Source organism: Streptococcus sp. 68 (assembly GCF_013277415.1).
In the GTDB taxonomy this organism is placed as follows: Bacteria; Bacillota; Bacilli; order Lactobacillales; family Streptococcaceae; genus Streptococcus.
Window position 1 is genome coordinate 301,866 of sequence record NZ_VMMX01000003.1, and the last position, 21,762, is coordinate 323,627.

Sequence of the window (21,762 nt, forward strand, 5' to 3'; positions counted from 1 at the left end):
TAAGGGGTGCAAGTTATTTACTTTAAGTTACCAGCCAAGTGGAATCGTTTCAAACTGACAACCCAATCGGCGTAATTCATTTTGACGGGCCTCATAGTAGGGGAGGGAAATGCCTATGATAGTCACATGAGGCAGGTCTTGTAAGTGGAGACTGACTGATGAAGTAAAATGGTAGACCTGAACAAACTCGTATTCTTGAAAAAGATGGGCTAGGACATCTTCAAAGATTAAATCTGTAGCCAAGTAAGTTACATCTGGAATATGGAAGGTTTCCTTGGGATGGGGGAGATAGAGGTCAATTGCCAAAGCCTTAGCATAGGTACTGATAAAACGGATGGAGATTTGGTCATCCTCCTCAGAGAACTTTTGTCCCAGCAGGACCTTGACCGTCTTACCATTTGAGACGGGTGCTTGTGGCAGGTCAAAAAAATGCTCCAGATAAACAAGCTTTTCTCTAGCTACGATATGGTAGTCACTGCGATAGAGGGTATAGTGCTTTTCCGTCCGCTCAATCAAGTCATCTCTGGTCAAGCCCAAAGAGCCTACCTGACTAGGATGGAGAGGGCAAGCATACATGCCCAAGGGGTAAATATCCGCATAGCCATCATCAAAACTCATGAGATGCTGGTAGGAGGAACTAGCAACCAAGTCCAGAATCAAGCTATTGTCAAAACTAGCATAAAAGATAGTGTCATAGTCTCCCGCCAGTTCCTGACAAATCTGAGTCAAGTCCTCTACGTTCTGAGGATAGTAAACATGGTCAAAATCCTTAGCATAATGCTCCTGACGGGCATTTTTGACAGAACTGACATAAAGACTGACAAAGTCCTGATCAGGATAAAATCCCTTGATATGATGGGCAATTTTAGCCTGTAAGGGCGTTGTAGCAATGATGAGGTGTTTCATCTCTTTGATTCTCCTAGGTGGTGATGTTGTAGCAAGGTCTCAACGACTTCAAAATCCAAGGCATCGTCGATATCATAAGAATAGAGTTTAGGCATTTCATAGGCTACTGTCTTATCTGTGTAAAAGGTCTCATCTCGTAGGTAACGATCCTTGCGAGAAATCCAGATACTACCGTTGGGATAGTAATAGACAGGCTCTTTCTGCCGAGCATAGTGCTTGGACACCTGAGGCGGACGGATAAAAGGTGACTCCTCTAACTGCAAGAAAAGACTACGACTCTTGTCCGCCTTAACACAGGAAATCAAATGGTCGGCGCCAGACTGACAGTAGAGGTGATAGGACTCGACGAGGTGCTCCACCTCTCTCAAGGGTGAGGTCACCTGTAGATTCACAAAGATCTGCTCTTCCTCAAAGGGCTGTAAAAAGTCTCGCAAGCTTTCTAAGCTAGAGGTTGTTGCCAAAGCCAATTCTTTTGGTCTGTGGACACAACGAATCTCTGGATAGGCTTGACGACAAAGTTCCAGATAGGCTAGTGAGTCTGAAGAAACCCAGATATCACTAAATAGCTTGGAGGCTAGAGCGACTTCTATGGTGTAGAAAACCAAAGGTTTTCCTACAAGTGGTTTGATATTTTTATCCACTAAGCCGCGTGAACCCGAACGGATCAAAATGACGGCTATGGGTTTAGATTGTGCTTTCATATAGTCTTCCTAGAATTGAGATAAACAGGGCAGATAGGGTAGTGATGATGCTATTTAACCAAGGATTGGGGTTGGCAAATAAACCACTGTAATAATAGAGAAACAAGGCTCCTAAACTAAAGAACAGATAGATTTTGGCTAGTTGTAAACTCGGTCTTTTGAGGAGTAAAACCAAGAGATACAAACCACCTATCACGCCTAGTGTCAGCCCCATAAAGCCGTTAATCCATTCGTAGATGGAGTAGATTTCTGCATTCATGAGTAAGAGGCAGAGGAACCAAGACAAACCTGCTAAGGCAAAGGATAGGATACTTGGCGACCAGCGAATCTTTGACCAAGCAAAATCCAACTTCAAGCAGGTCACAATTGCATTCATACTGGATGAAACTGTGGATTGGCCTGCTGTCAAGAGAGCTAGCATGATGAAACTGCCAAACCAAGGTGATAGACATTCCTGAACATAGGCAATGAGAACAGGATTGGGCGATGTGGTGGCAAAATTTTCCTGACGAATCAAGCGACCAATCAGATACAGTAAACTGGCAATCCCAAAGGACAAGAGTCCCTGTAGCCATAAGATTTTTCCAATCTTTTGGCGCCCCATTTTGCTATTAAAACGTTGGACAATATCCTGTGAGGAAACGTAGGAAAACAAGCTACTAAAACCTGCTCCTACAACTAAGATCAAGACCGTCTTCCCATCCAGCGTCTCTGCAAAGTGAAATATCTGTTGACTGCTATTCATGACTAAACCAGATTGGGCAATTCTTGGTAGAAAGAGAGCTAATATAGCCAGCAGGACCAAGCCCTGAAAGAAGTCCGTCCACAGCACAACCAAGAGACCACCCCTTGCCAGATAATAGACCGTCAAAAGAAGGAGTAGACCTGACAAGACCAGCTGATTGAGAGGGATAAAGGGCGCTAAGGCCTGAGACAACAAGTAGGTCACCACTGCTATTCGCCCCAACTGATAGAGGATGAAGAGTCCTGAAGCCAGTGAACGAATGCTAGGAGATTGAAACTTGTCCTCTAAAAGATGATAAGCTGTCTCGTAGTTTCCCTTTTGATAGAGGGGCAGAAAATAGCGATGAGCTAGTGGAATGGCTAGAAAAATCCCGCACTGGGCAAACCAGAGATAGAATCTACCTGTATAGGCATTCCCCACCAGAGTCAGAAAGGAAATGGGGCTGAGCAAGGTGGCAAAGACTGAGAAGCCCAAAACTGTCACTGGAACAGCTTTCTTAACCTGATAATAGTCCCCCTCACTCCCTTTTTGCCGATAGGCAATCCAGGAAATCAAGCAGAAATAGAGCAATAGGATAGCTAGAATTCCCAACATCCTAGAAATTCCTATCTAGTAATTTTCGGTATATTTGAGCTACTGTCTCTAGTGAATAGTGAGATGCTAGGGCGATATTTTCTGCATTTGATTTACAAAAATCCACTTGTTCCATTTCTTCTATCTTTTCTATTAACTCTTCCTTTGTTCTAAATAAGGTGATTGCACTGGATTGTTCTGCATAGAAACGATGAGCAATGTCCACATCTGATAACAAAGCTAGCAAGCCATGACTCAAAGCTTCTACACAGGCATTTGCAAACAATTCAGTGTAACTGGCTGATAGATAGCATTGATGTAGATTATAAGGAACATTATCTACCACTCCTCTTAGATGAATTGTGGGAGGGATATCATACTGATTACGAAGTTCTTGTATTCTTGTTTCCGATCCACCATAAAATGTAATCTCAACATTTGAACCCTTTTTATACAACTCAATAAATGCTTCAATAACTAGTCCAACATTTTTTATTTCCCCCATATGCCCCACCAAGCAATAGTCTCGTATTGGGCCTATATGTCTTAATTCTCCTAACTTTTCTGAAAACATAGGAGCTAAGAATGTGGAATGATAGCCCTTTGTTTGTAATGATTCTGTTAATTTCTCACTAGCCACAAGATACTTATTTTTTTTCCTTAAATTAGCATGTGACATATTCATTAAAACATTTGAATGAATCACTTCATAGTAATTCTTACCCGTGTTTTCCATATATCTCCATAGACTAGGCTTTGGTATACTTTGTTGATCGCGAATAATTAAGTCTGTATCCTGAGCTATATCAACCAAAAATTTGACAAGTAAATCTTCTTCAGAGTAAATAACTCCATCTTTTCGAAAAATATATTCAGGATAAAATAAAGAAACAGGAGAAGGTTCTTTGAATGGATTGATAAAACGCCCTTCAAGTGCTAGATTTCCATCTTTATGAAACCAGCGTAATTCTTTTGCCTTAAAATCTTCAAAAAGGAAAGGGCCACTTGTATAATAGTAACGACCCGAGCCATCTCCTAACGTAAGAGAAGAGACAAAACCATCTGCAGTGAGTTCAACCGTATCACTATCTGATAAATTGAGAGTTTCAGGCTTAACCGATAAGGAATCATGTCCTATATCAGAAAAACTATGAGGAACACAGATTAGTTCTTTTTCTAAAAATCCTAGCTTTTTTAAAACCACCTTCCAGTCAGGTCTAACTTGTGGGTTTGTCAGAATATGGAGATAATCTACTCCCAGATATCTTGCGATACGCGCTCGATAAAACTGGGTACTTTCAAAACCATATCGCTGTATTTTTGTAAAAGAATGCAGTGTAATAATTCTTGACATATTTCCCTCTCTTATTTTCAGTATAAAAATTGAAAAATCTCCTCTCACAAAAAGGAGAAAAGATTTTCCATCTCATATCGTGGAAGCTAGAATGACACTAAAATAGTTTTTATCAATCAATAATTCAAAAGCACCTCTGAAAACGACCTGTTCATCAAAATACATAGCCGGAAAAGATTGGTAAATCAATGTTTTCAATTTTAACATTGCGTTTTTTGAAGTGCTCAGAATCATCAATTTTAATTTAATAATTAAGACATTTGATTGAAGTCACTATTTAGTTATTATAAGTTCAGCTAATAACTAATCAAAAGATTGAGTTATTCTGATTCTTCTTTTTTCTTAAATAACCCTAATGCCAATCCTGTTACCATAGCTAGTAATCCCATAGTTGATACGTTCGTATTTTTTTCTGTACCAGTATTCGGTAGTTTTTCTTCTGATTTCTTTGATTCCGGCTGGATACTATTTGATTTTTCTGGATTAGGCTCTGGATTAGGTTCTGGTTTAGGTTCCGGCTTAGGCTCTGGTTTAGGTTCTGGCTTAGGCTCTGGTTTAGGTTCTGGCTTAGGCTCTGGTTTAGGTTCCGGCTTAGGCTCTGGCTTAGGTTCCGGCTTAGGCTCTGGTTTAGGCTCTGACTTAGGCTCTGGTACGGCGTTTTCCAGAATGTATACATAAGTTACTTCAAGAGTTTGCCCTGCAACAACCTTGCCTGTTTCATTTCCTCTAGTACTTTGAGGAACCAGTTTATAAACTTTACCTTCTGCTGTAGTAATACTTGTTGGTTTATGATCTTGTGTATCGTAGTCTGAACCGGCTTTGGCATTATCAGTATCCGTAACTGTTTGAGTTACTGGTTGTTGATTTTCATTGGTTCCTTGGAGTGGATTGCCTTCTGTATCAACGTAATGAACTATTACTGATCCAGCTTTTTCATAAACATAAGTGACTTCTGTAGTTCCTTCTACAACAGGTCCTTCTTCTGGTTTAGAGCCGTCTTTTAGGGCTTTATCAGTTAGATAGTAAGTGATACCATCTTTTACGATAGTCGCTTTCTTATGTTCTGACGTGTTGTAGTTTGTATTAAGAGAAGCGTTTGTTTCATCATTTTCATCATCCGCAATAGGATTGCCTTCTGTATCTTGGAATTTAACGATGACATTTCCTTTAGCTTCTTGATATACATAAGTTACTTCAAGAGTTTGCCCTGCGACAACCTTGCCTGTTTCATTTCCTCTAGTACTTTGAGGAACCAGTTTATAAACTTTACCTTCTGCTGTAGTAATACTTGTTGGTTTATGATCTTGTGTATCATAGTCTGAACCTGCTTTGGCACTATCAGTATCCGTAACCGTTTGAGTCACTGGTTGTTGATTTTCATTGGTTCCTTGGAGTGGATTGCCTTCTGTATCAACGTAATGAACAAGAACTGATCCAGCTTTTTCGTAAACGTAAGTTACTTCTGTTGTACCTTCAACAACATCTCCAGTTTCTTTAGAACCGTCTTTAAGTGCTTTAGCTGTTAGGTAGTATTTAACACCATCTTTAGTGATTTCGGCTTTTTTGTGGTCAGTTGTATCGTATTTAACGTTTAGAGAAGCATCTGTTTCGTCTTTTTCGTTTTCAGCGATTACGTTACCTTCAGTATCTTCATACTTAACAACAACATTACCTTTAACTTCTTTATAAACGTATGTTACTTCTACAGTATCTCCGGCTACTACTTTACCAGTTTCATTTCCGATTGTAGAATCAGGCACTAGTTCGTATACTTTTCCTTCTGCAGTTTTAATACGGTCTGGTTTCATTCCGTTATCTGCAGTGTTATAGTCAGTTCCTGGTCTGCCATCTGTTGTATCATTATTAGTTTCAGGGACATTATTTCCTTCTGGATCTGTTCCTGATATTGGATTACCTTCTTGATCTGTATAATGAACTATTACTGATCCAGCTTTTTCGTAAACGTAAGTTACTGTAGTTGTTCCTTCTACTACGTCTCCAGTAGCTGGTTTAGAACCGTCTTTCAATTCTTTAGCTGTTAGGTAATATTTAACACCATCTTTAGTGATTTCATCTTTTTTGTGGTCAGCTGTATCGTATTTAACGTTTAGAGAAGCATCTGTTTCATCTTGTTCGTCAGCAGCGATTACATTACCCTCAGTATCTTCATACTTAACAACTACATTCCCTTTAGCTTCTTGATATACATAAGTTACTTCAAGAGTTTGCCCTGCAACAACCTTGCCTGTTTCATTTCCTGTCGTACGTTGAGGAACCAGTTTATAAACTTTACCATCTGCTGTAGTAATGCTTGCTGGTTTATGATCTTGTGTATCATAGTCTGAACCGGCTTTGGCATTATCAGTATCCGTAACCGTTTGAGTCACTGGTTGTTGATTTTCGTTAGTTCCTTGGAGTGGAGTGCCTTCTGTATCAACGTAGTTAACGATGACTGATCCAGCTTTTTCGTAAACATAAGTGACTTCTGTTGTACCTTCAACAATATCTCCAGTTTCTGGTTTAGAACCGTCTTTAAGACCAGCTTTTGTAATGTAGTAAACAGTTCCGTCTTCTCCAGTGATTTTTTCTGGTTTGTTGTCAGTTGTGTCGTATTTAGCGTTTAGAGAAGCACCTTTAAGATCATCTTTATCAGCCGCGATTGTGTGACCTTCTGTGTCAACATAGTGAACGACTACGTCGCCAGTAACTTCTTTATAAACGTATGTTACTTCTTTCGTTTCTCCAGCTACTACTGTACCTGTTTCTTCACCTTCAGTTGAACCTTCAACCAATTTGTATACTTTCCCTTCTGCAGTTTTAACACGGGTTGGTTTCATTCCGTTATCTGCAGTGTTGTACGGATCTCCTGGTTTACCATTATCAACATCTTTCGTACCTGAAACTACAGTTTTACCAGCTCCATCTTCGTCTACTACTGTACCTGTAAGTGGAGTTCCATCTTCTGTTTTGTAGTTAACGATGACTGAACCTGCTTTTTCATAGACATAAGTGACCTCTGTTGTTCCTTCTACAACAGTTCCTTCTTCTATTGCTGAAGTTGTAGCTACACCATTTACTGTAGTTTTTGTTCCACTCTCTTTTATATAATAAACAGAACCATTTGCTTCTAATCTTTGAGGTTTTTCTGCATCGCTTTCTTTTGTATTGTATTGAACGTTCTCTGCAGTTTTGTTTGTGCTGACAACTACTTCTTGATTATTCGCATCAAGATAGTAAGTTTTTGTTTCAACTTCTACTACAGCATCAACAGTATCATTATATGAAGATTTAAGAGTTGTTCCATCTTCTGTTTGATAATGTACGGTAACCGAGCCTTTCTTTTCAGATCTACTCGTTACTTCAGGACTATAGGTGTAGGTGATAGTAGTATGACCACTACCTAAACGATAAGCACGAAGGGGTGTATAGGCTGTACGATAGTTATACTTCTCAGTAGCAGGGCCATTAACGGTTAGATTGAAGTAGAGTCCATACCCATCTTCTTCGTCACCTCCAGATTCATTACCAACTATGATGTCTTTATCGGGATCAAATATTGTAGCAGTAGCTGGTCTCTTTTCGGAATCCAGGATATCTTCCTTGTCTGAGTCTTCGACTCCAGGTTGACCGAGATATGAAAACGCAAGGTATCTTTTCATATTCCCTTCTGTATTTTGCAAACCTTTTTCTTTGATGTAAGCTAAATACCCTTTTAAAAAAGTTCTAGTTCCTTCATGACTAAGGTCATCGGGATTGTCTTTGTGAGCATTGATTGCCTCATAAAATTCATGAAGAGTAGATATATTATTTGCTGTAGGAAAATTCACGACATAGGTAAAACCCAGTTTGTTACGTTCACCTGTTACAAAGGTATTTTTTTCTAATACGAAAACATAATCACCTTCCTTGACACCACCATCTGTAGCGATATTCGTAGAAGTATAATCTTTTGCTGTGGCTTCTCCCGCCTTGAATGTATCTTCTAGCCATTTATCAGATGTAGTGGCTGGTGTATCGGCTAATACATATTTACCGTAAGTCCCCTTGCCAGTTTCTTCGACAATCCAGCTACGACCTCCTGGTTTAACTCCACTGTGGTTAATTTTCCCATCATTTTGAACAAGACCTTCAGAAGTTAGTTTTGCAGTCACATTTCCAAGAGTAGAGTCAGAGTATACCCCTCCTCCATCACCTGTAATTTCTACAGCTGGATCCCCGATCTTATGATAGGTAGTATTATTTTTTTCAATAGTATCTTTTCCTGCGGCACCGTGCTCTTTTGCCTTGGTTAAATCAGTATCGGTAATTTCGTTACCTGTTAATGATTTGAAGACTTTTCCATATGGTCCGTATACTTCATAATCTACCGAAATTTGTTTTTCAAAGCCTGCATCTTGATTTTTATCTTCTTCTAAAACAGTCCCATCAGTTGATACATATTTGTAGTCTACCTTACCTATTTTAGTAATGTTATCTATACCTGTTTCATTCGGTTTTGGATTAGGATCAAAATCTTTTGAAGGATAATCATACTCATAATCAGTATTCTCAAATTTCACATGTGCTGTATCTACTGTGATAGAACCCTTACTATTTGATATAGTAGTAGTTCCATCTCCGTTATCTATAATAGCAGCTTCTACAGACTGAGTGTTGACAGACAAAGCGATAGCAGCACCCATAATGAGTCCGAGAGTACCTATTTTTACTGAGTCTGAACGACCATTTTTTAATTTACGAATGGAAAAAATTTCCTTTTTATTTGACAAAATATCAAGCCTCCATATATATATATATATATATATATATATATATATATATCAACCTAGTAACTTATTGAGAAAGAAATCTAAATTGTTGATTTTAGTATATCATTTTGTTCATAATTAGACAACTTTGACGTACAAAATATTTTATCTCTTCTGTATATTACTTCCACTAACTTCTAATATCAGAAAGAGGATTGTTAAATCATTTATCGCATTGTTAAGAATTTAGAAAATCTGTGCATTATAAAAAAATAAAACACATCATATCAAGGTTTTTACTAGACATGATATGATGTGTTTTATGATTTGTTCTATTTGTACTCAGACTCCTGAGCTATTTACATCCACCCTGAGGGAATCGAACCCCCATCTCAAGAACCGGAATCTTACGTGATATCCATTACACTAAGGGTGGAAACTTGTTTTATTATAACAGAAATTTGCTCTAATAACAAGTTTTTTTCTAGTGAGATAGGCCGTTTTAGTGGGAAGCATCCCCATTCCAGATGGAGTTTTTCACGATAACATAATCAACGTGTTTAAGGTCAGCAACCTGACGTCCACCTGCATATGAAATAGCACTTTGAAGGTCTTGTTCCATCTCAGTTAAAGTGTCTTGCAGATGACCTTTGGCAGGAAGCAAGATGCGTTTGCCTTCCACATTTTTGTAAGCACCTTTTTGATATTGTGAGGCTGAACCATAATATTCTTTGAACTGTTCACCATCGACTTCAATCGTTTTCCCTGGACTTTCAATATGTCCTGCAAAGAGGGAACCAATCATAACCATGCTGGCACCGAATCGGATAGACTTGGCAATATCGCCGTGAGTACGAATTCCGCCATCAGCAATAATCGGTTTACGTGCAGCCTTAGCACACCAGCGTAGAGCAGCCAACTGCCAACCACCTGTACCAAAACCAGTCTTAACCTTGGTGATACAAACCTTACCAGGACCAATTCCGACCTTAGTAGCATCCGCACCAGCATTTTCCAATTCACGCACAGCTTCTGGTGTTCCCACATTCCCAGCAATAACAAAAGTATCTGGCAATTCTTTCTTGATGTGTTGAATCATAGAAATCACGCTATCCGCATGACCATGGGCAATATCAATCGTGATGTACTCAGGAGCATCAGCCTTGAGCTGTCTGACAAAATCATACTCATAATCCTTAACACCGACAGAGATAGAAGCAATGAGCCCTTGCTCATGCATGCGCTTAATAAAAGGAATACGTCCTGCCTCATCAAAACGGTGCATAATGTAGAAGTACCCACCTTTAGCCAATTGCTCTGCTACACTTTCATCCAAAATCGTCTGCATATTAGCTGGCACAACAGGTAGTTTAAAGGTGTGATTTCCTAAAGTGACACTTGTATCCGCTTCTGCTCGGCTTTTAATCACACATTTATTTGGAATCAATTGAATATCTTCGTAATCAAAAATTGGAAATTCATTTAACATATCGATGTCTCGTTTCTTTTGTAATGACCTACCTATGCTCTCGCATCACTACGCCTTTTCCGACGTTTCCTTAATTAATTATAAACCAAAGTACAGTTTTTGTCAAATATTTTTATAAATAAAAACATATCGTTCGGGTTTTAGTTATGTTAAAAATAAAAGAAAGAGGGGAAATTATTTTCTCCCCACTTTTTTAGTAATATTACTTTTAAAAGTTTCTTCGGAGTTTTCCATCATTTCACAAAATTCACTATAGGATGAAGACTTCTGAGGAATTTGGATAGACCATTTCTTCAACAAAGCTCCATAACCTGCTAGCTTTCCTATCTCATTATCAACAACCTTGTCCTCGCTCGGAAAAACAAGACCAGCCTTCTCAGCTTTTAAAATATAAGAATAGGAAATCAGTTGGAACAAGTCCTCACGGTTTATTCCTTTTTCAGTCAATTCCAGTTTTTTATACTTAGCATCTAAAACGATTTTTAACTCTTGATGATAAAAATCTGGATAAACTTTTCGTTCTCGACTAGAAAATACTGAAATTCCGTCCGTCTTATCTTTATTTCGTGGATGGATGAAATCTTTTGGCAACAAAGTATGAACATACTCTTCCCAAAGCCAGGCAACATCAAAAAGAATACCATGAATTTTTTGATCTTGATACCCCAAACCGTGCTTTTCTTGGTTTAGGATCATCAGACAAAGTTCTTGTAACTTTCTGTACTCGTGAAAGTATGCATGACGTATAGGTTTAGATTGATTTACCCGAATAATCTTAGCACGATCAGCTAGTTTATAAGAAGGCGTTACACGCACGATTTCAGCTACGTTTTCACGACTAGTTGAGAGATTATCTAGTACCCCTTGACCAATGCTTTTCTGGTTCTTAATGTATTCAATAGTGTGACGGACCAACTGCATGAGGGGATTATCATAGGTGAACTCTCTCGTTGTGTAGGCAATATTTCCCGTGAAAGGAAGGTTTTTCTTGAGATGCTTTCTTACATCAATCACTCCCTTAACATTACTGTCGTTATGAGAAAATCGATGGTATTCCTTATAAAGACCTTTTCGAATAGCAGCTTGTAGATACTTGGGGAAGAGATACATCAAAAGTTGATAGAGCTTATCTTCACGTGACAAAGCTACATCTAAACTAGTGAGATTGATATGAAGAACCTTTTGTAAAAGATAATGCAAAAAATGGTCATTACCTTTAATCGAAAAACGAGAGGAGATTGTTAATCTCTCCTGACCATAGCCCAGAAAACCAATCACATTTCCTGTCTTGATTTCCTGATTGACCGTTTCCAAAATCTTTTGTTTCTTATCCAAATCTGGAGAATATTGTAGGTCATTTGGAAAAATAAAGATATTGTCCTCTTTAGAAAGGTTATCCAGTGTTCTATCAAGAAGTGCTTGACTTAGTTTGGGATATTCTGCGACAAAGTCTTCTTTAGCAATTTCATGATGATTATCAGTTATCCTCATCTTTATTTTCATCGCTTTCTTCGTCACCTGTATGTTTCTGAATAGTTTGCTCATTTTCTTTTAAATCAAACGCTTTTTTCAATATTTTTAGTTTTTCAACTTCCTCATAGGAACCACGTAGATAATCTTCCAAAAGTGGTTTGAGATAATCAGACCAGAGTAATTCATAGTCAAAGTCTACATCCTGCAACTTAAGGAAATAACTTGGTCCGATATGATAATGACTATTTAATTCCTGAACGTTTTCGATAGCAACATTCAAGTTTCTTAAACGTTTTTTCGCTTCTTCAGCTTTATCACCAAGAGCAGTATCGAGCATACCTAATTGGCTTTCAGCAGTAACTTCAATAAAACGGAAACGACGACGCATAGCAAAATCAAAGGTGTCCACTGAACGGTCAATATCATTCATGGTTCCGATGATGTAGACATTCTCAGGGATATAAAATTTCTCATCAGTCTCATGTAAATTAGCATACTGAGTAGAAACACTCCCCTTTTCACCACGATAACCAGGGTCGATAGAGAAAAAGAGTTCCCCAAAAATCTTAGAAATCTCCCCACGGTTAATTTCATCGATGATGAAGACGAATTTTTTGTCAGTGTCAACCTCTGTTGGAGAAACATAATCACATAAGCCATAACTTTCTTTCATGTGATCTAAAACGATTTTTTGATAAGTTTCGTACTTTAACTTAGTCTCCTCACCCTTGTACAAAAGATACACTTTTTCTTTGGTAGCAACAGGAGAATCAAACTTCACATTCCCTTGACTATTTAAACTGGCTGGAACCGAACTACGAGGGAAGAAGTATTGTCCTTGCTTTTCATTGATAGCATCCGTTAGCTTAGCCCACGTTTCTTCAAAATTATCTTGACCTCCAATCTTCTTAGAATCTATAGCATTCTGACAAAACTTCTTAAAAATACCTTCTTTTAATTTAAAAAATATACTGCCATCCTCATTTGAATCCGGTCTTAAACCCTCAACAAAATCCGTATAATCATAAGATGGATGAAACTGTACAAAGCCGATTTGATCTTCGTTGCCTTCCGTTAACTCTTTAGCAATTTCTTTAGCAAGATAAGTTTTTCCCGTCCCCGGTGCACCACGGAGGATGAGGTTTTTGGATTTTCTTAATATACCACTATAATTAAATAAAAAATCATTCCTTAACATAGTTTCACTTTCTAATTTTTTATACTTTTTCCAATTAGGATGATTCAAAAAATAGTCATAGTCTTGAATTATGATTTCATCACTTGCAGCAAATTTTATTAACTGGTTAGTCTCTTTAGTTCGATACTTAATATCTGATGGAAACCATATTGTTTCTTGCCCCGTAAAGAAAAACCACTCCCTCTCTATATACTCTTTTTTCCAATCAACAATAATGGTATGCCCATCATCTAAAACCTCTTTAACAGTCGCCATTCCACGAATTTTCATCACAGAAACCTTTGAATCATCTTTCTTTACAAAAGGTAAATTCTTCTTTTTGACATATGTGGATTTAGCAAATAAAACGTCACCTGGTTTAATTTTATTAAACAACTTTAACATTTTTTGATACTGTTTATTTTCCTCGTTGTTATGCCATCCTAATTCCCACTTTCCTTCTTTCCTAAAATATTCAAGATAATCATCATCACCAAATTTTGTACCAACAAAAAAATAGTTATTTTGTTCACTGTTCATTTGAATACTCCTTTAATTAACTTTTACAAGTAAGTTCTATTAATATATAGTTCACCTCTAGCATATCATATCTATAAAAAAAAGAAAAGAATTTCTAAAGAAAAAGCCTAATGTAGAGTAGGGTATTCCCTCTTAACACTAGACTTCTTTTTTATCTTAATAATACTCACCCTGGCGGTAGTCCCATGAGTTAAAGGTGTCTGACAGGTGCATCATAATCTTATCAATGTCAAGCCCTTTGCGGATTACAACTGGAGCTGGTGAAGTTGAACGTGCTCCTCCTTGTTCTGGGATGAGTTTGCCGTCTTTATCGACCATAGACACCATCACACCTTGCTCGTAGCGAGTTTCAATCGTTTTGTCAGGCTGGATAGATGCCACATAGTCGTCTGCTTCGATGACAAGGTCCACTGCTCCTTCGATACGTTCTCCGATACCTTCCACCTTACCACGATTTCCTTTTCCAGATGGGTTGGCTGATGAGGCATAGACCATTTTACCTTCTTCCCAAAGTTTGGCAGCCAATTGTTCACCAGCTTTACCAAACTTGATAACGAAACAGCTAGTACCACGTACGTCAGTCATGAGTTCTTCACGGCCATCACCGTATGCTTTGAGTTTTTCAAAAGCTTCTGGTTTCCAAGGAAGGATACAACCAAGAAGAATATCTTCATCCCAATGTTTTTGGTAAAAGGCTTCAATTTCTGGATTGAGTTGTGCTAAGGCGCGAAGCTCATCCATGCTACCACAGAGAACCACACCTGGTTTGTTACGGTTACGTTCTTTAGCTTCAAACTTGCGTTCAAGACCAGCCTTATCGCTGGTCATGATAATATAGCCAACTTTTGTAGGGCAAACGATACATCCGCCCTCACCTTTTAAAATATCATAGCCTTCTTGTGAAAGTGTTCCCTTCCATTGAATATGTTTTGTCATAATTCTATTTCCTTTTCTAATTTTCTTCTAATCCTGCCAGTAGGCTGGTCGTTGTTTTTCATAAGCAGCAATCAAATCTTCATACTGCAAGGTAATACCAATATCATCCAAACCATTTAAGAGTTTGTGTTTCCATTCGCTATCAATTTCGAAAGTGAATTCTCCAACTGGTGAGATGATTTTTTGTTGTTCCAAGTTCACAGTTACCTGGTCGCTTGGTTTCAATTGGGCTAGCTTCTCTCTAACCTCTCTAGGCTGAACAATAGGTAGCATGCCATTATTGAGTTCATTATTGTAATGAATGTCACCGAAAGATCCTGCAATCACGACCTTAAAACCATAGTCTGCTAAGGCCCAAGCTGCGTGTTCCCTCGAAGACCCTGCCCCAAAGTTATCCCCTGAGATAAGAATACTGGCTTTACGATATTCAGGTCGGTTAAAGACAAAGTCTGGGTCCTCAGTATACTTGTCATCCAGATAACGCCAAGCATACATGAGGTACTTACCAAAGCCTTTTTTATCAATCAACTTGAGAAACTGCTTGGGTAGGATTTGGTCGGTGTCGATGTTATCATTCATGAGAGGAACGGTCGTTCCCGTATAAACTGTAAATTTCTCCATATCCTCTCCTTACTGAGCTTCTGGCATTTGCCGAACATCTACGAAGCGCCCTGCAATAGCTGCTGCAGCTGCCATGGCTGGACTGCAAAGATGGGTCTTAGCGCCAAATCCCTGTCTGTCTTCAAAGTTACGATTGCTTGTTGAGGCGCAGTGGACACCATCAGGAACCTTGTCCGGATTCATTCCTAGGCACATAGAACAGCCTGGGTCTCTCCACTCAAAGCCAGCATCTATGAAAACCTTATCCAAACCCAACTTCTCCGCAGCTCGTTTGACAGGACGAGAGCCTGGGACTACGATAGCCGTTAAGTTGGGAGCAATCTTCTTTCCTTTGATAAATCGAGCAGCCAGTTGCAAATCGCTGAGACGAGCATTGGTACAAGACCCGATAAAGATATAGCCTAGTTCAATATCCGCTGGCTTTTGACCAGGCTCCAAGTTCATGTAATTGTAGGCTCGTTCATCATTCATGTCCTTAATTTCTGGGAAACTACTATCAAAGTCAACCCCCATAGCAGGGTTGGTTCCCCAGGTCACCATGGGAGCCAAGTCTGAGACATCCATCTGGATAACCTTATCGTAAACAGCATCATCATCACTGACAATTGTTTTCCAATCCGCCACAGCCTCTTCGAAAGCTTCTGGAACACATTCTCGTCCCTTGAGATAATCATAGGTGGTTTGGTCCGGATTCATGATTCCCATCTTAGAACCAAACTCGATGGACATATTGCAGATGGTCATTCGCTCTTCCATGCTCAGTGCATCAATAGCTTGTCCACGATATTCCACGACATAACCAACACCACAAGCAACGCCGTACTTTGCAATCAAGGCTAGAATGAAATCCTTGGAATAAACTCCTTTTTGAGGAACACCAGTGAATTCTACCAGCATTTTCTTGGGTTTGACCTGCCAGAGTGTCTGAGTAGCGAAGACATGCTCAACCTCACTGGTTCCAATTCCAAAGGCGATAGCTCCGAAAGCACCGTGAGTTGCTGTGTGACTGTCTCCACAGACGATGAATTTTCCTGGTTGGGTCCGTCCTGTTTCTGGACCAACCATATGAACGATTCCCTGCTTTTCAGAACCGTGGGCCGCATGCTCAATGCCAAACTCTTCAACATTCTCAGCTAGCTTATCAATTTGCGCTTTAGAAATCACATCTCGAATATCATAGATATTGACCGTTGGTACATTGTGGTCAAAGGTACCAAATGTCAAGTCTGGCCGTCTCAAACTGCGACCTGCATCTCGCAATCCTTGAAAAGCCTGAGGGCTGGTCACTTCGTGGATATAGTGCTGATCCACATACATGAGTTGGGGCTGCCCCTCTTCTCCTGTGATGACATGGCGGTCCCATAATTTATCAAAAATCGATTTTCCTGCCATCCATTACCTCCAAATAAAATATAAGGCTACTAGTGTGGTCATCATCCCAAGAAACCAAACTGTTTTAAAATACCATTTTCGAGTCTTGTGGTGAAAGATGATTCCTGCTAGCCAGGCACCAAAACCACCACAAGTAAAGGCTAAAATAAGTAAGATTTTCTCAGGGATGCGCCAAGCTCTTCTCCTTGCCTTAGATTTGTCAATACCATAAATCAAGAAAACCATGACATTCCAAATCAAAAGGACTAGAGTAATTTTTTCGTCTAACTTCATAACCTTGCAATAATAGCTTCTGTCATTTCCTTGGTCGAAGCCTGTCCTCCTAGATCTCTCGTTAAAATGCCATCCGCTAAACTTGCCTCAACAGCATGCTCGATACGCTCTGCATCCTCAAAATGTCCAAAACTATCTCTCAGCATCATGGCCACTGATAAAATCATGGAAATAGGATTGGCAATTCCTTGACCTGCAATATCAGGCGCTGAACCGTGAATAGGTTCATAGAGACTTGGTCCATTTTCAGAATGACTGGCTGATGGCATGACCCCAAGTGTACCAGGTAGGACACTTGATTCATCAGATAAAATATCTCCAAAAAGATTCTCCGTCACGACGACATCAAACTTAGCAGGATTGGTAATCATGAGCATGGCAGCTGAGTCCACTAACTGGTGTTCCAAGGTCACATCTGGGAAATCCTGTGCGACCTTCTCAGCTACTTTCCGCCAGAGTTTTGAGGTCGCTAACACATTTTGCTTATCGATGCTGGTAAGGATTTTTCTGCGATTTCTTGCGATTTCAAAGGCCTTGCGAATAATCCGCTCCACTTCCTCATAGCTATAGTCGTTGATATCACGCGCTTTGCGCTCTTCAAGGATATGATCTCCAAAGTAAATCCCGCCTGTCAACTCACGCACCACGACAAAGTCTACACCAGCAATTCGTTCCGATTTGAGTGGTGACAAATGCTTGAGACTGTCAAATATTTTTACAGGGCGAATATTAGCATAGAGATTGAGTTCCTTACGAAGAGCCAGCAGGCCTTGTTCAGGGCGAATCACTGCTCCATCATACTGAGGACTACCGATAGCCGCTAGGAGAATAGCATCTGCTTCCCTACTTGCCTTGAGGGTTTCATCAGGTAAGGGATGCCCTGCAGCATCAATACCTGCACCTCCAAAAAGGCGTCTGTCTATTTCATAGTCAAAACCTGTTTTTTCAGCTAGAGCCTCCAGAACTTCTAAACCAGCCTCCATGATTTCTGGGCCAATTCCGTCCCCTGCTAGAGCTACTATTTTCTTTGTCATAGCCTTCTCCTTTACACACTAGGCATATCGCGGTAAGAAACACTGCGTCCCATTTCACCAGCATTCTCTTTTTGAACAAAGGTATTGGCATTGATATAGGCAATTGCTGAAGCCTTCAACACATCGAAATCAAGCCCTGCTGCATTAAAGATAGTTTCTGTATCTCTATTTTCAACAGTGACCAAGACCCGAGCTTGGGCATCAATTCCATCTGTCACCGCGTCAATAGTGTAAGACACCAAGCGGACGGATTGGTTAAAGAACTTATCGATAGCGTTAAAGATTGCTTCAACGGAACCTTGCCCTGTCGCATTAAATTCGACTTTTTCACCATCCATATTGGCTAGGCTAACGAGCGCTTCAATGTCATTATCTACATGAGTTTGAAGTTGTAAATCATCAAAGTGGAATCCTTCTGGGTTTTCAACCACGGTTCCAGCTACCAGCGCACGAATATCTGCATCTGTGATTTCTTGTTTCTTGTCGGCCAGTGCCTTGAACTTGGCGAAGAGGGGTTTGATGTCCTCTTCTGAAAAGTCTAGGGCCAATTCTCTTAGTTTCTCAACAAAGGCATGACGACCAGACAATTTACCGAGCGGAAGACTGTTACTTTTGACACCCACCAACTCTGGTGTGATGATTTCATAGGTAAGTGGATTTTTAAGGACTCCGTCTTGGTGAATACCAGACTCGTGAGAAAAGGCATTACCACCAACCACAGCCTTGTTTTTAGGAACTGGAATTCCTGAGAAGCGAGAAACCATTTCTGACGTATTGATGGTCTCATTTAAGACAATACTGGTTTCTGCTTGGTAGTAATCTTGGCGAATATTGAGAGCCACTGCTATTTCTTCCAAGGCAGCATTTCCAGCTCGCTCCCCAATACCATTGATAGTCCCTTCAACACGGCCTGCTCCGTTCTTGACAGCAGCAAGGCTATTAGCTACTGCCATTCCGAGGTCATCATGACAGTGAGGCGAATAGATAATCTGACGTTCCGTCTTGACATTCTCAATCAAGTATTTGAAGATAGCACCGTACTCCTCTGGTGTGGTAAATCCTACCGTATCAGGAATATTGATATAAGACGCCCCTGCATCAACCGCTGTTTGAACAACTTGCAAGAGAAAATCCAACTCTGTTCTAGTCGCATCCTCAGGAGAGAATTCGACCACTTCAAACTTAGAACGGGCATAAGAAACATGCTCACTGATTGCTTCCAAAATCTCTTCCTTGCTCTTATTGAGCTTGTACTTTCGGTGTATCGGACTAGTAGCAATAAAAACGTGAACTTGTGGATACTTGGCGTCCTTGAGGGCCTCGTAGCAAGCATCAATATCAGACTTAACAGAGCGGGCCAAACCAGTCACTGCTGTTTTCTTCAAGACCTTGGCAATCTCCTGAACTGCTGTAAATGAATCAGGACTCGCCGCCGGAAAACCGGCTTCAATGGCTGAAATTCCCCATTTCTCCAGCTGCCTTGCAATGGCAATTTTTTCTTTGATTGAAAAATTAACGCCAGGTGTCTGCTCTCCATCCCGAAGGCTGGTATCTAGAAATTCAACTGTTCGCATAAGATTTCCCCTTTTCCAAATGTGGTTTTAAAAAAACATCTCGCTCAGAAACCCAAGCGAGATGTTGATTTACTCCCGCTTGGTAAGCCAAACAGGACTAATGCTTTTTGCACTAGCCCGAGTACCTCAACAACAAAGCAAATTGATTAAACTTAGCTGTTTTCATGTTTGACTTTCTCCTTCGTTTGATATCTTGTTTAGTATTTTAGCATAGGCAAAAGCACTTGTCAAGAAAAAATCAAATATTTTCTGAAAATTTCTTCAGTAGAGAATATTTTGCTAATTGAAAGTCGTTGAAAAATCTTGAAATATTTCATTTTTTAGTGGTTAAGTTCCAACTTTTTGCCATCAATCCCAGTACTTCTTCATCTGATAAAGTATCATCAAGCGCCACACTAATCCAGTAACGTTTATTCATATGAAAGGCTGGATAAATTCCCTTTTGTGAAAGCAGTTCCACTACTTGGTCATGTTTGAGGTTGACTGCTTCGACTAGACCTTCTCTACCCTTTTCCAGCTTATCCCAAGAGATTTTCATCAAGACGGCATACCACTTTTTATTGCCTTCGTGTCTTAACACTGCTGTATCAGGCGATTTCTCCCACAAATACTCCAACTGATTACCATATTTTTCCTGAATCTGAGCCATGATACGCTTAGTCTGAGGACAGATAAAATCTTGCACATCAAAACAAACCTTCCGAATCTGGTAGAGAATCTCCAGACAAGCCTCACGGACACTTGCAACAAAACTTCCTGTCATACTTTCCATATGAACTTGAGGATAGAGGTCGCCCGTTTCCTGATCAAAGACCTGAAAACTCACATTATCAGTAGTGATGGAGACTGTCATGACAAAGTCACCCTGCAAAATCTTGGAGCTATAATTCCAGACTTCCCCATTTTCTACAAGACCATAGGCATGAGCTTTTTCTTTATTAAACTGATAGGATTTAAAAATTTCAAACATAAGTGAAAACTGCTACCCAAAGCTAGCAGTTCCTTTCTATTTTTTAAAAGACAACCTTAGTTCCATGCAATTGAGTCACGCCTAGCTGATCGATAAAGGTTTGACGGTTGTCAAGGTCAATCCCTCCACCAGGTAGAATTTCAATTTTACCTTTAGCGTGCTCTAAAATTCTGTGATAGTGAGCAAAGCGTTTTTCTAAGGAGTCACCAGACACACCAGCACGAGTTAGGATACGAGTGACACCGGCTTGGCTGAGCCAGTCAATAGCCTCCAACTGCTCTTCATCACTCAATTCATCAAAGGCCATGTGGAAGACAATTTCCATTCCTTTTGATGCAGCAATTAACTTTTCAAGATTAGGCTTATCCAACTTCTTATCAGCAGTTAAGGTACCAAATACAACCCCTTGACTTCCAGCCTGAGCAGTCAAGCGAATGTCTTCTAGCATAATAGCAATTTCCATATCATTATAGACAAAGTCGCCACCACGTGGGCGAATCATGGTCATGATGGTCGTATCATAGTTAGCTGCCAGTTCAACTGCTGCCTTAGTTACTCCATAGCTTGGTGTTGTCCCACCAACTGCTAGATTATCACAGAGTTCGATTCGACGAGCTCCAGCCTCCATAGCTTTTTCAAGCAAGGTCACATTTTCAGCACAAAATTCGTAAACCATTTGATTCTCCTTGAAGATTACTTTAAATTTATTATATCATATTATTGTGAATATGCTTTCAATTTTATCAAGGGAAATAGTTACAAATTTTACTTATTCTTTGTCTGGAATAACCTTAAAGAGATAATAGGTGATAAAGATGGTCAAAGCACCCAGACTGATTTTGACTGGTAAGAGAGGGGCAAAATAAATGGAAATTCCCATCAAGATGTAGATGGATACGATGATTTTTTTCTTACGTTCACGCGCAATTGACTTGGTTTCCCGAAAATCAGCTACATATGTTTGATAGAGCTTGGTATGATAAAGCCAGTCTTCGAAACGTTTGGAACTTCTGGAGAAACAAGCAATAGACAACAAAAGGAAAGGCGTTGTCGGCAACAAGGGCAAGACAACCCCAATAATAGCCAAAGCCAGTGATAAAAAACCAATTATCAGATAGATAAGACGCATAACTACTCCTAATTAATACTCTTCGAAAATCTCTTCGAAAAACGTCAACGTCGCCTTACCGTAGGTATGGTTCCTGACTTCGTCAGTCTTATCTGCAACCTCAAAGCAGTACTTTGAGCAACCTGCG

17 protein-coding genes and 1 tRNA gene are annotated in these 21,762 nt (G+C 39.7%); all 18 read right to left on the reverse strand.

The features are described from left to right. Nucleotides 1–27: 27 nt before the first annotated feature. Nucleotides 28–906: a glycosyltransferase family 52 gene (locus HT720_RS02185; RefSeq protein ID WP_112443762.1), complete on the reverse strand. Its 879-nt coding sequence runs from the start codon at nt 904–906 to the stop codon at nt 28–30. Then, nucleotides 903–1,607 carry an acylneuraminate cytidylyltransferase family protein gene (locus HT720_RS02190; protein ID WP_173235086.1) on the reverse strand — a complete coding sequence of 235 codons (705 nt, stop codon included), beginning with the start codon at nt 1,605–1,607 and terminating at the stop codon, nt 903–905. The genes HT720_RS02185 and HT720_RS02190 overlap by 4 nt, the downstream gene beginning before the upstream one ends. Further along, nucleotides 1,591–2,946 (reverse strand): sodium:solute symporter, encoded by a 1,356-nt coding sequence (locus tag HT720_RS02195; protein WP_173235084.1) that lies wholly within the window; start codon nt 2,944–2,946, stop codon nt 1,591–1,593. The genes HT720_RS02190 and HT720_RS02195 overlap by 17 nt, the downstream gene beginning before the upstream one ends. Before the next feature lies 1 nt (nt 2,947). Then, nucleotides 2,948–4,279, reverse strand: coding sequence for a glycosyltransferase (locus HT720_RS02200; protein WP_112443765.1), 1,332 nt, complete (start codon nt 4,277–4,279; stop codon nt 2,948–2,950). Nucleotides 4,280–4,599: 320 nt separating this feature from the next. Further along, nucleotides 4,600–9,048 carry an LPXTG cell wall anchor domain-containing protein gene (locus HT720_RS02205; protein ID WP_173274567.1) on the reverse strand — a complete coding sequence of 1,483 codons (4,449 nt, stop codon included), beginning with the start codon at nt 9,046–9,048 and terminating at the stop codon, nt 4,600–4,602. A 343-nt stretch (nt 9,049–9,391) separates the two neighbouring features. Next, nucleotides 9,392–9,463, reverse strand: a tRNA-Arg gene (locus HT720_RS02210). 66 nt (nt 9,464–9,529) lie between these two features. After that, the gene (locus tag HT720_RS02215) at nt 9,530–10,516 is read right to left on the reverse strand and encodes a GMP reductase (RefSeq protein WP_173217810.1); all 987 of its coding nucleotides are present in this window, start codon (nt 10,514–10,516) and stop codon (nt 9,530–9,532) included. Nucleotides 10,517–10,690: 174 nt separating this feature from the next. Beyond that, complete coding sequence (locus HT720_RS02220) at nt 10,691–12,007, reverse strand: McrC family protein (protein ID WP_173217808.1); 1,317 nt, start codon at nt 12,005–12,007, stop codon at nt 10,691–10,693. Then, nucleotides 11,994–13,706: an AAA family ATPase gene (locus HT720_RS02225; protein WP_173274568.1), complete on the reverse strand. Its 1,713-nt coding sequence runs from the start codon at nt 13,704–13,706 to the stop codon at nt 11,994–11,996. The genes HT720_RS02220 and HT720_RS02225 overlap by 14 nt, the downstream gene beginning before the upstream one ends. Before the next feature lie 156 nt (nt 13,707–13,862). Further along, entirely contained in the window at nt 13,863–14,642 is a 780-nt protein-coding gene (locus HT720_RS02230) for a Sua5/YciO/YrdC/YwlC family protein (protein ID WP_000160496.1), read from the reverse strand. Between the two features lie 27 nt (nt 14,643–14,669). Next, complete coding sequence (gene leuD, locus HT720_RS02235; protein ID WP_050242773.1) at nt 14,670–15,263, reverse strand: 3-isopropylmalate dehydratase small subunit; 594 nt, start codon at nt 15,261–15,263, stop codon at nt 14,670–14,672. A gap of 9 nt (nt 15,264–15,272) precedes the next feature. Then, complete coding sequence (gene leuC, locus HT720_RS02240) at nt 15,273–16,655, reverse strand: 3-isopropylmalate dehydratase large subunit (protein WP_173274569.1); 1,383 nt, start codon at nt 16,653–16,655, stop codon at nt 15,273–15,275. A gap of 3 nt (nt 16,656–16,658) precedes the next feature. After that, entirely contained in the window at nt 16,659–16,928 is a 270-nt protein-coding gene (locus HT720_RS02245) for a DUF1294 domain-containing protein (RefSeq protein ID WP_050242775.1), read from the reverse strand. Then, nucleotides 16,925–17,962 (reverse strand): 3-isopropylmalate dehydrogenase, encoded by a 1,038-nt coding sequence (gene leuB / locus HT720_RS02250; protein WP_173252894.1) that lies wholly within the window; start codon nt 17,960–17,962, stop codon nt 16,925–16,927. Before leuB ends, HT720_RS02245 begins: the two co-directional genes overlap by 4 nt. An 11-nt stretch (nt 17,963–17,973) precedes the next feature. Next, entirely contained in the window at nt 17,974–19,536 is a 1,563-nt protein-coding gene (locus HT720_RS02255; RefSeq protein ID WP_173274570.1) for a 2-isopropylmalate synthase, read from the reverse strand. 313 nt (nt 19,537–19,849) lie between these two features. Continuing rightward, nucleotides 19,850–20,506, reverse strand: a complete 657-nt coding sequence (locus HT720_RS02260) for an MmcQ/YjbR family DNA-binding protein (RefSeq protein WP_173274571.1) — start codon at nt 20,504–20,506, stop codon at nt 19,850–19,852. A gap of 43 nt (nt 20,507–20,549) precedes the next feature. Beyond that, nucleotides 20,550–21,182 (reverse strand): copper homeostasis protein CutC, encoded by a 633-nt coding sequence (locus tag HT720_RS02265; protein ID WP_173212518.1) that lies wholly within the window; start codon nt 21,180–21,182, stop codon nt 20,550–20,552. A gap of 93 nt (nt 21,183–21,275) precedes the next feature. Then, nucleotides 21,276–21,635, reverse strand: coding sequence for a YbaN family protein (locus HT720_RS02270; RefSeq protein WP_001237210.1), 360 nt, complete (start codon nt 21,633–21,635; stop codon nt 21,276–21,278). Nucleotides 21,636–21,762 lie beyond the last annotated feature (127 nt).

What these genes read in the sequence shown, in the direction of transcription:
- HT720_RS02195 (WP_173235084.1), bottom strand. Translation starts at nt 2,946, where the DNA reads ATGTTGGGAATTCTAGCTATCCTATTGCTCTATTTCTGCTTGATTTCC.
- leuD (WP_050242773.1), bottom strand. Translation starts at nt 15,263, where the DNA reads ATGGAGAAATTTACAGTTTATACGGGAACGACCGTTCCTCTCATGAAT.
- HT720_RS02230 (WP_000160496.1), bottom strand. Translation starts at nt 14,642, where the DNA reads ATGACAAAACATATTCAATGGAAGGGAACACTTTCACAAGAAGGCTAT.
- leuC (WP_173274569.1), bottom strand. Translation starts at nt 16,655, where the DNA reads ATGGCAGGAAAATCGATTTTTGATAAATTATGGGACCGCCATGTCATC.
- HT720_RS02215 (WP_173217810.1), bottom strand. Translation starts at nt 10,516, where the DNA reads ATGTTAAATGAATTTCCAATTTTTGATTACGAAGATATTCAATTGATT.
- HT720_RS02255 (WP_173274570.1), bottom strand. Translation starts at nt 19,536, where the DNA reads ATGCGAACAGTTGAATTTCTAGATACCAGCCTTCGGGATGGAGAGCAG.
- HT720_RS02270 (WP_001237210.1), bottom strand. Translation starts at nt 21,635, where the DNA reads ATGCGTCTTATCTATCTGATAATTGGTTTTTTATCACTGGCTTTGGCT.
- HT720_RS02185 (WP_112443762.1), bottom strand. Translation starts at nt 906, where the DNA reads ATGAAACACCTCATCATTGCTACAACGCCCTTACAGGCTAAAATTGCC.
- HT720_RS02245 (WP_050242775.1), bottom strand. Translation starts at nt 16,928, where the DNA reads ATGAAGTTAGACGAAAAAATTACTCTAGTCCTTTTGATTTGGAATGTC.
- HT720_RS02220 (WP_173217808.1), bottom strand. Translation starts at nt 12,007, where the DNA reads ATGAGGATAACTGATAATCATCATGAAATTGCTAAAGAAGACTTTGTC.
- HT720_RS02200 (WP_112443765.1), bottom strand. Translation starts at nt 4,279, where the DNA reads ATGTCAAGAATTATTACACTGCATTCTTTTACAAAAATACAGCGATAT.
- HT720_RS02260 (WP_173274571.1), bottom strand. Translation starts at nt 20,506, where the DNA reads ATGTTTGAAATTTTTAAATCCTATCAGTTTAATAAAGAAAAAGCTCAT.
- leuB (WP_173252894.1), bottom strand. Translation starts at nt 17,962, where the DNA reads ATGACAAAGAAAATAGTAGCTCTAGCAGGGGACGGAATTGGCCCAGAA.
- HT720_RS02190 (WP_173235086.1), bottom strand. Translation starts at nt 1,607, where the DNA reads ATGAAAGCACAATCTAAACCCATAGCCGTCATTTTGATCCGTTCGGGT.
- HT720_RS02265 (WP_173212518.1), bottom strand. Translation starts at nt 21,182, where the DNA reads ATGGTTTACGAATTTTGTGCTGAAAATGTGACCTTGCTTGAAAAAGCT.
- HT720_RS02225 (WP_173274568.1), bottom strand. Translation starts at nt 13,706, where the DNA reads ATGAACAGTGAACAAAATAACTATTTTTTTGTTGGTACAAAATTTGGT.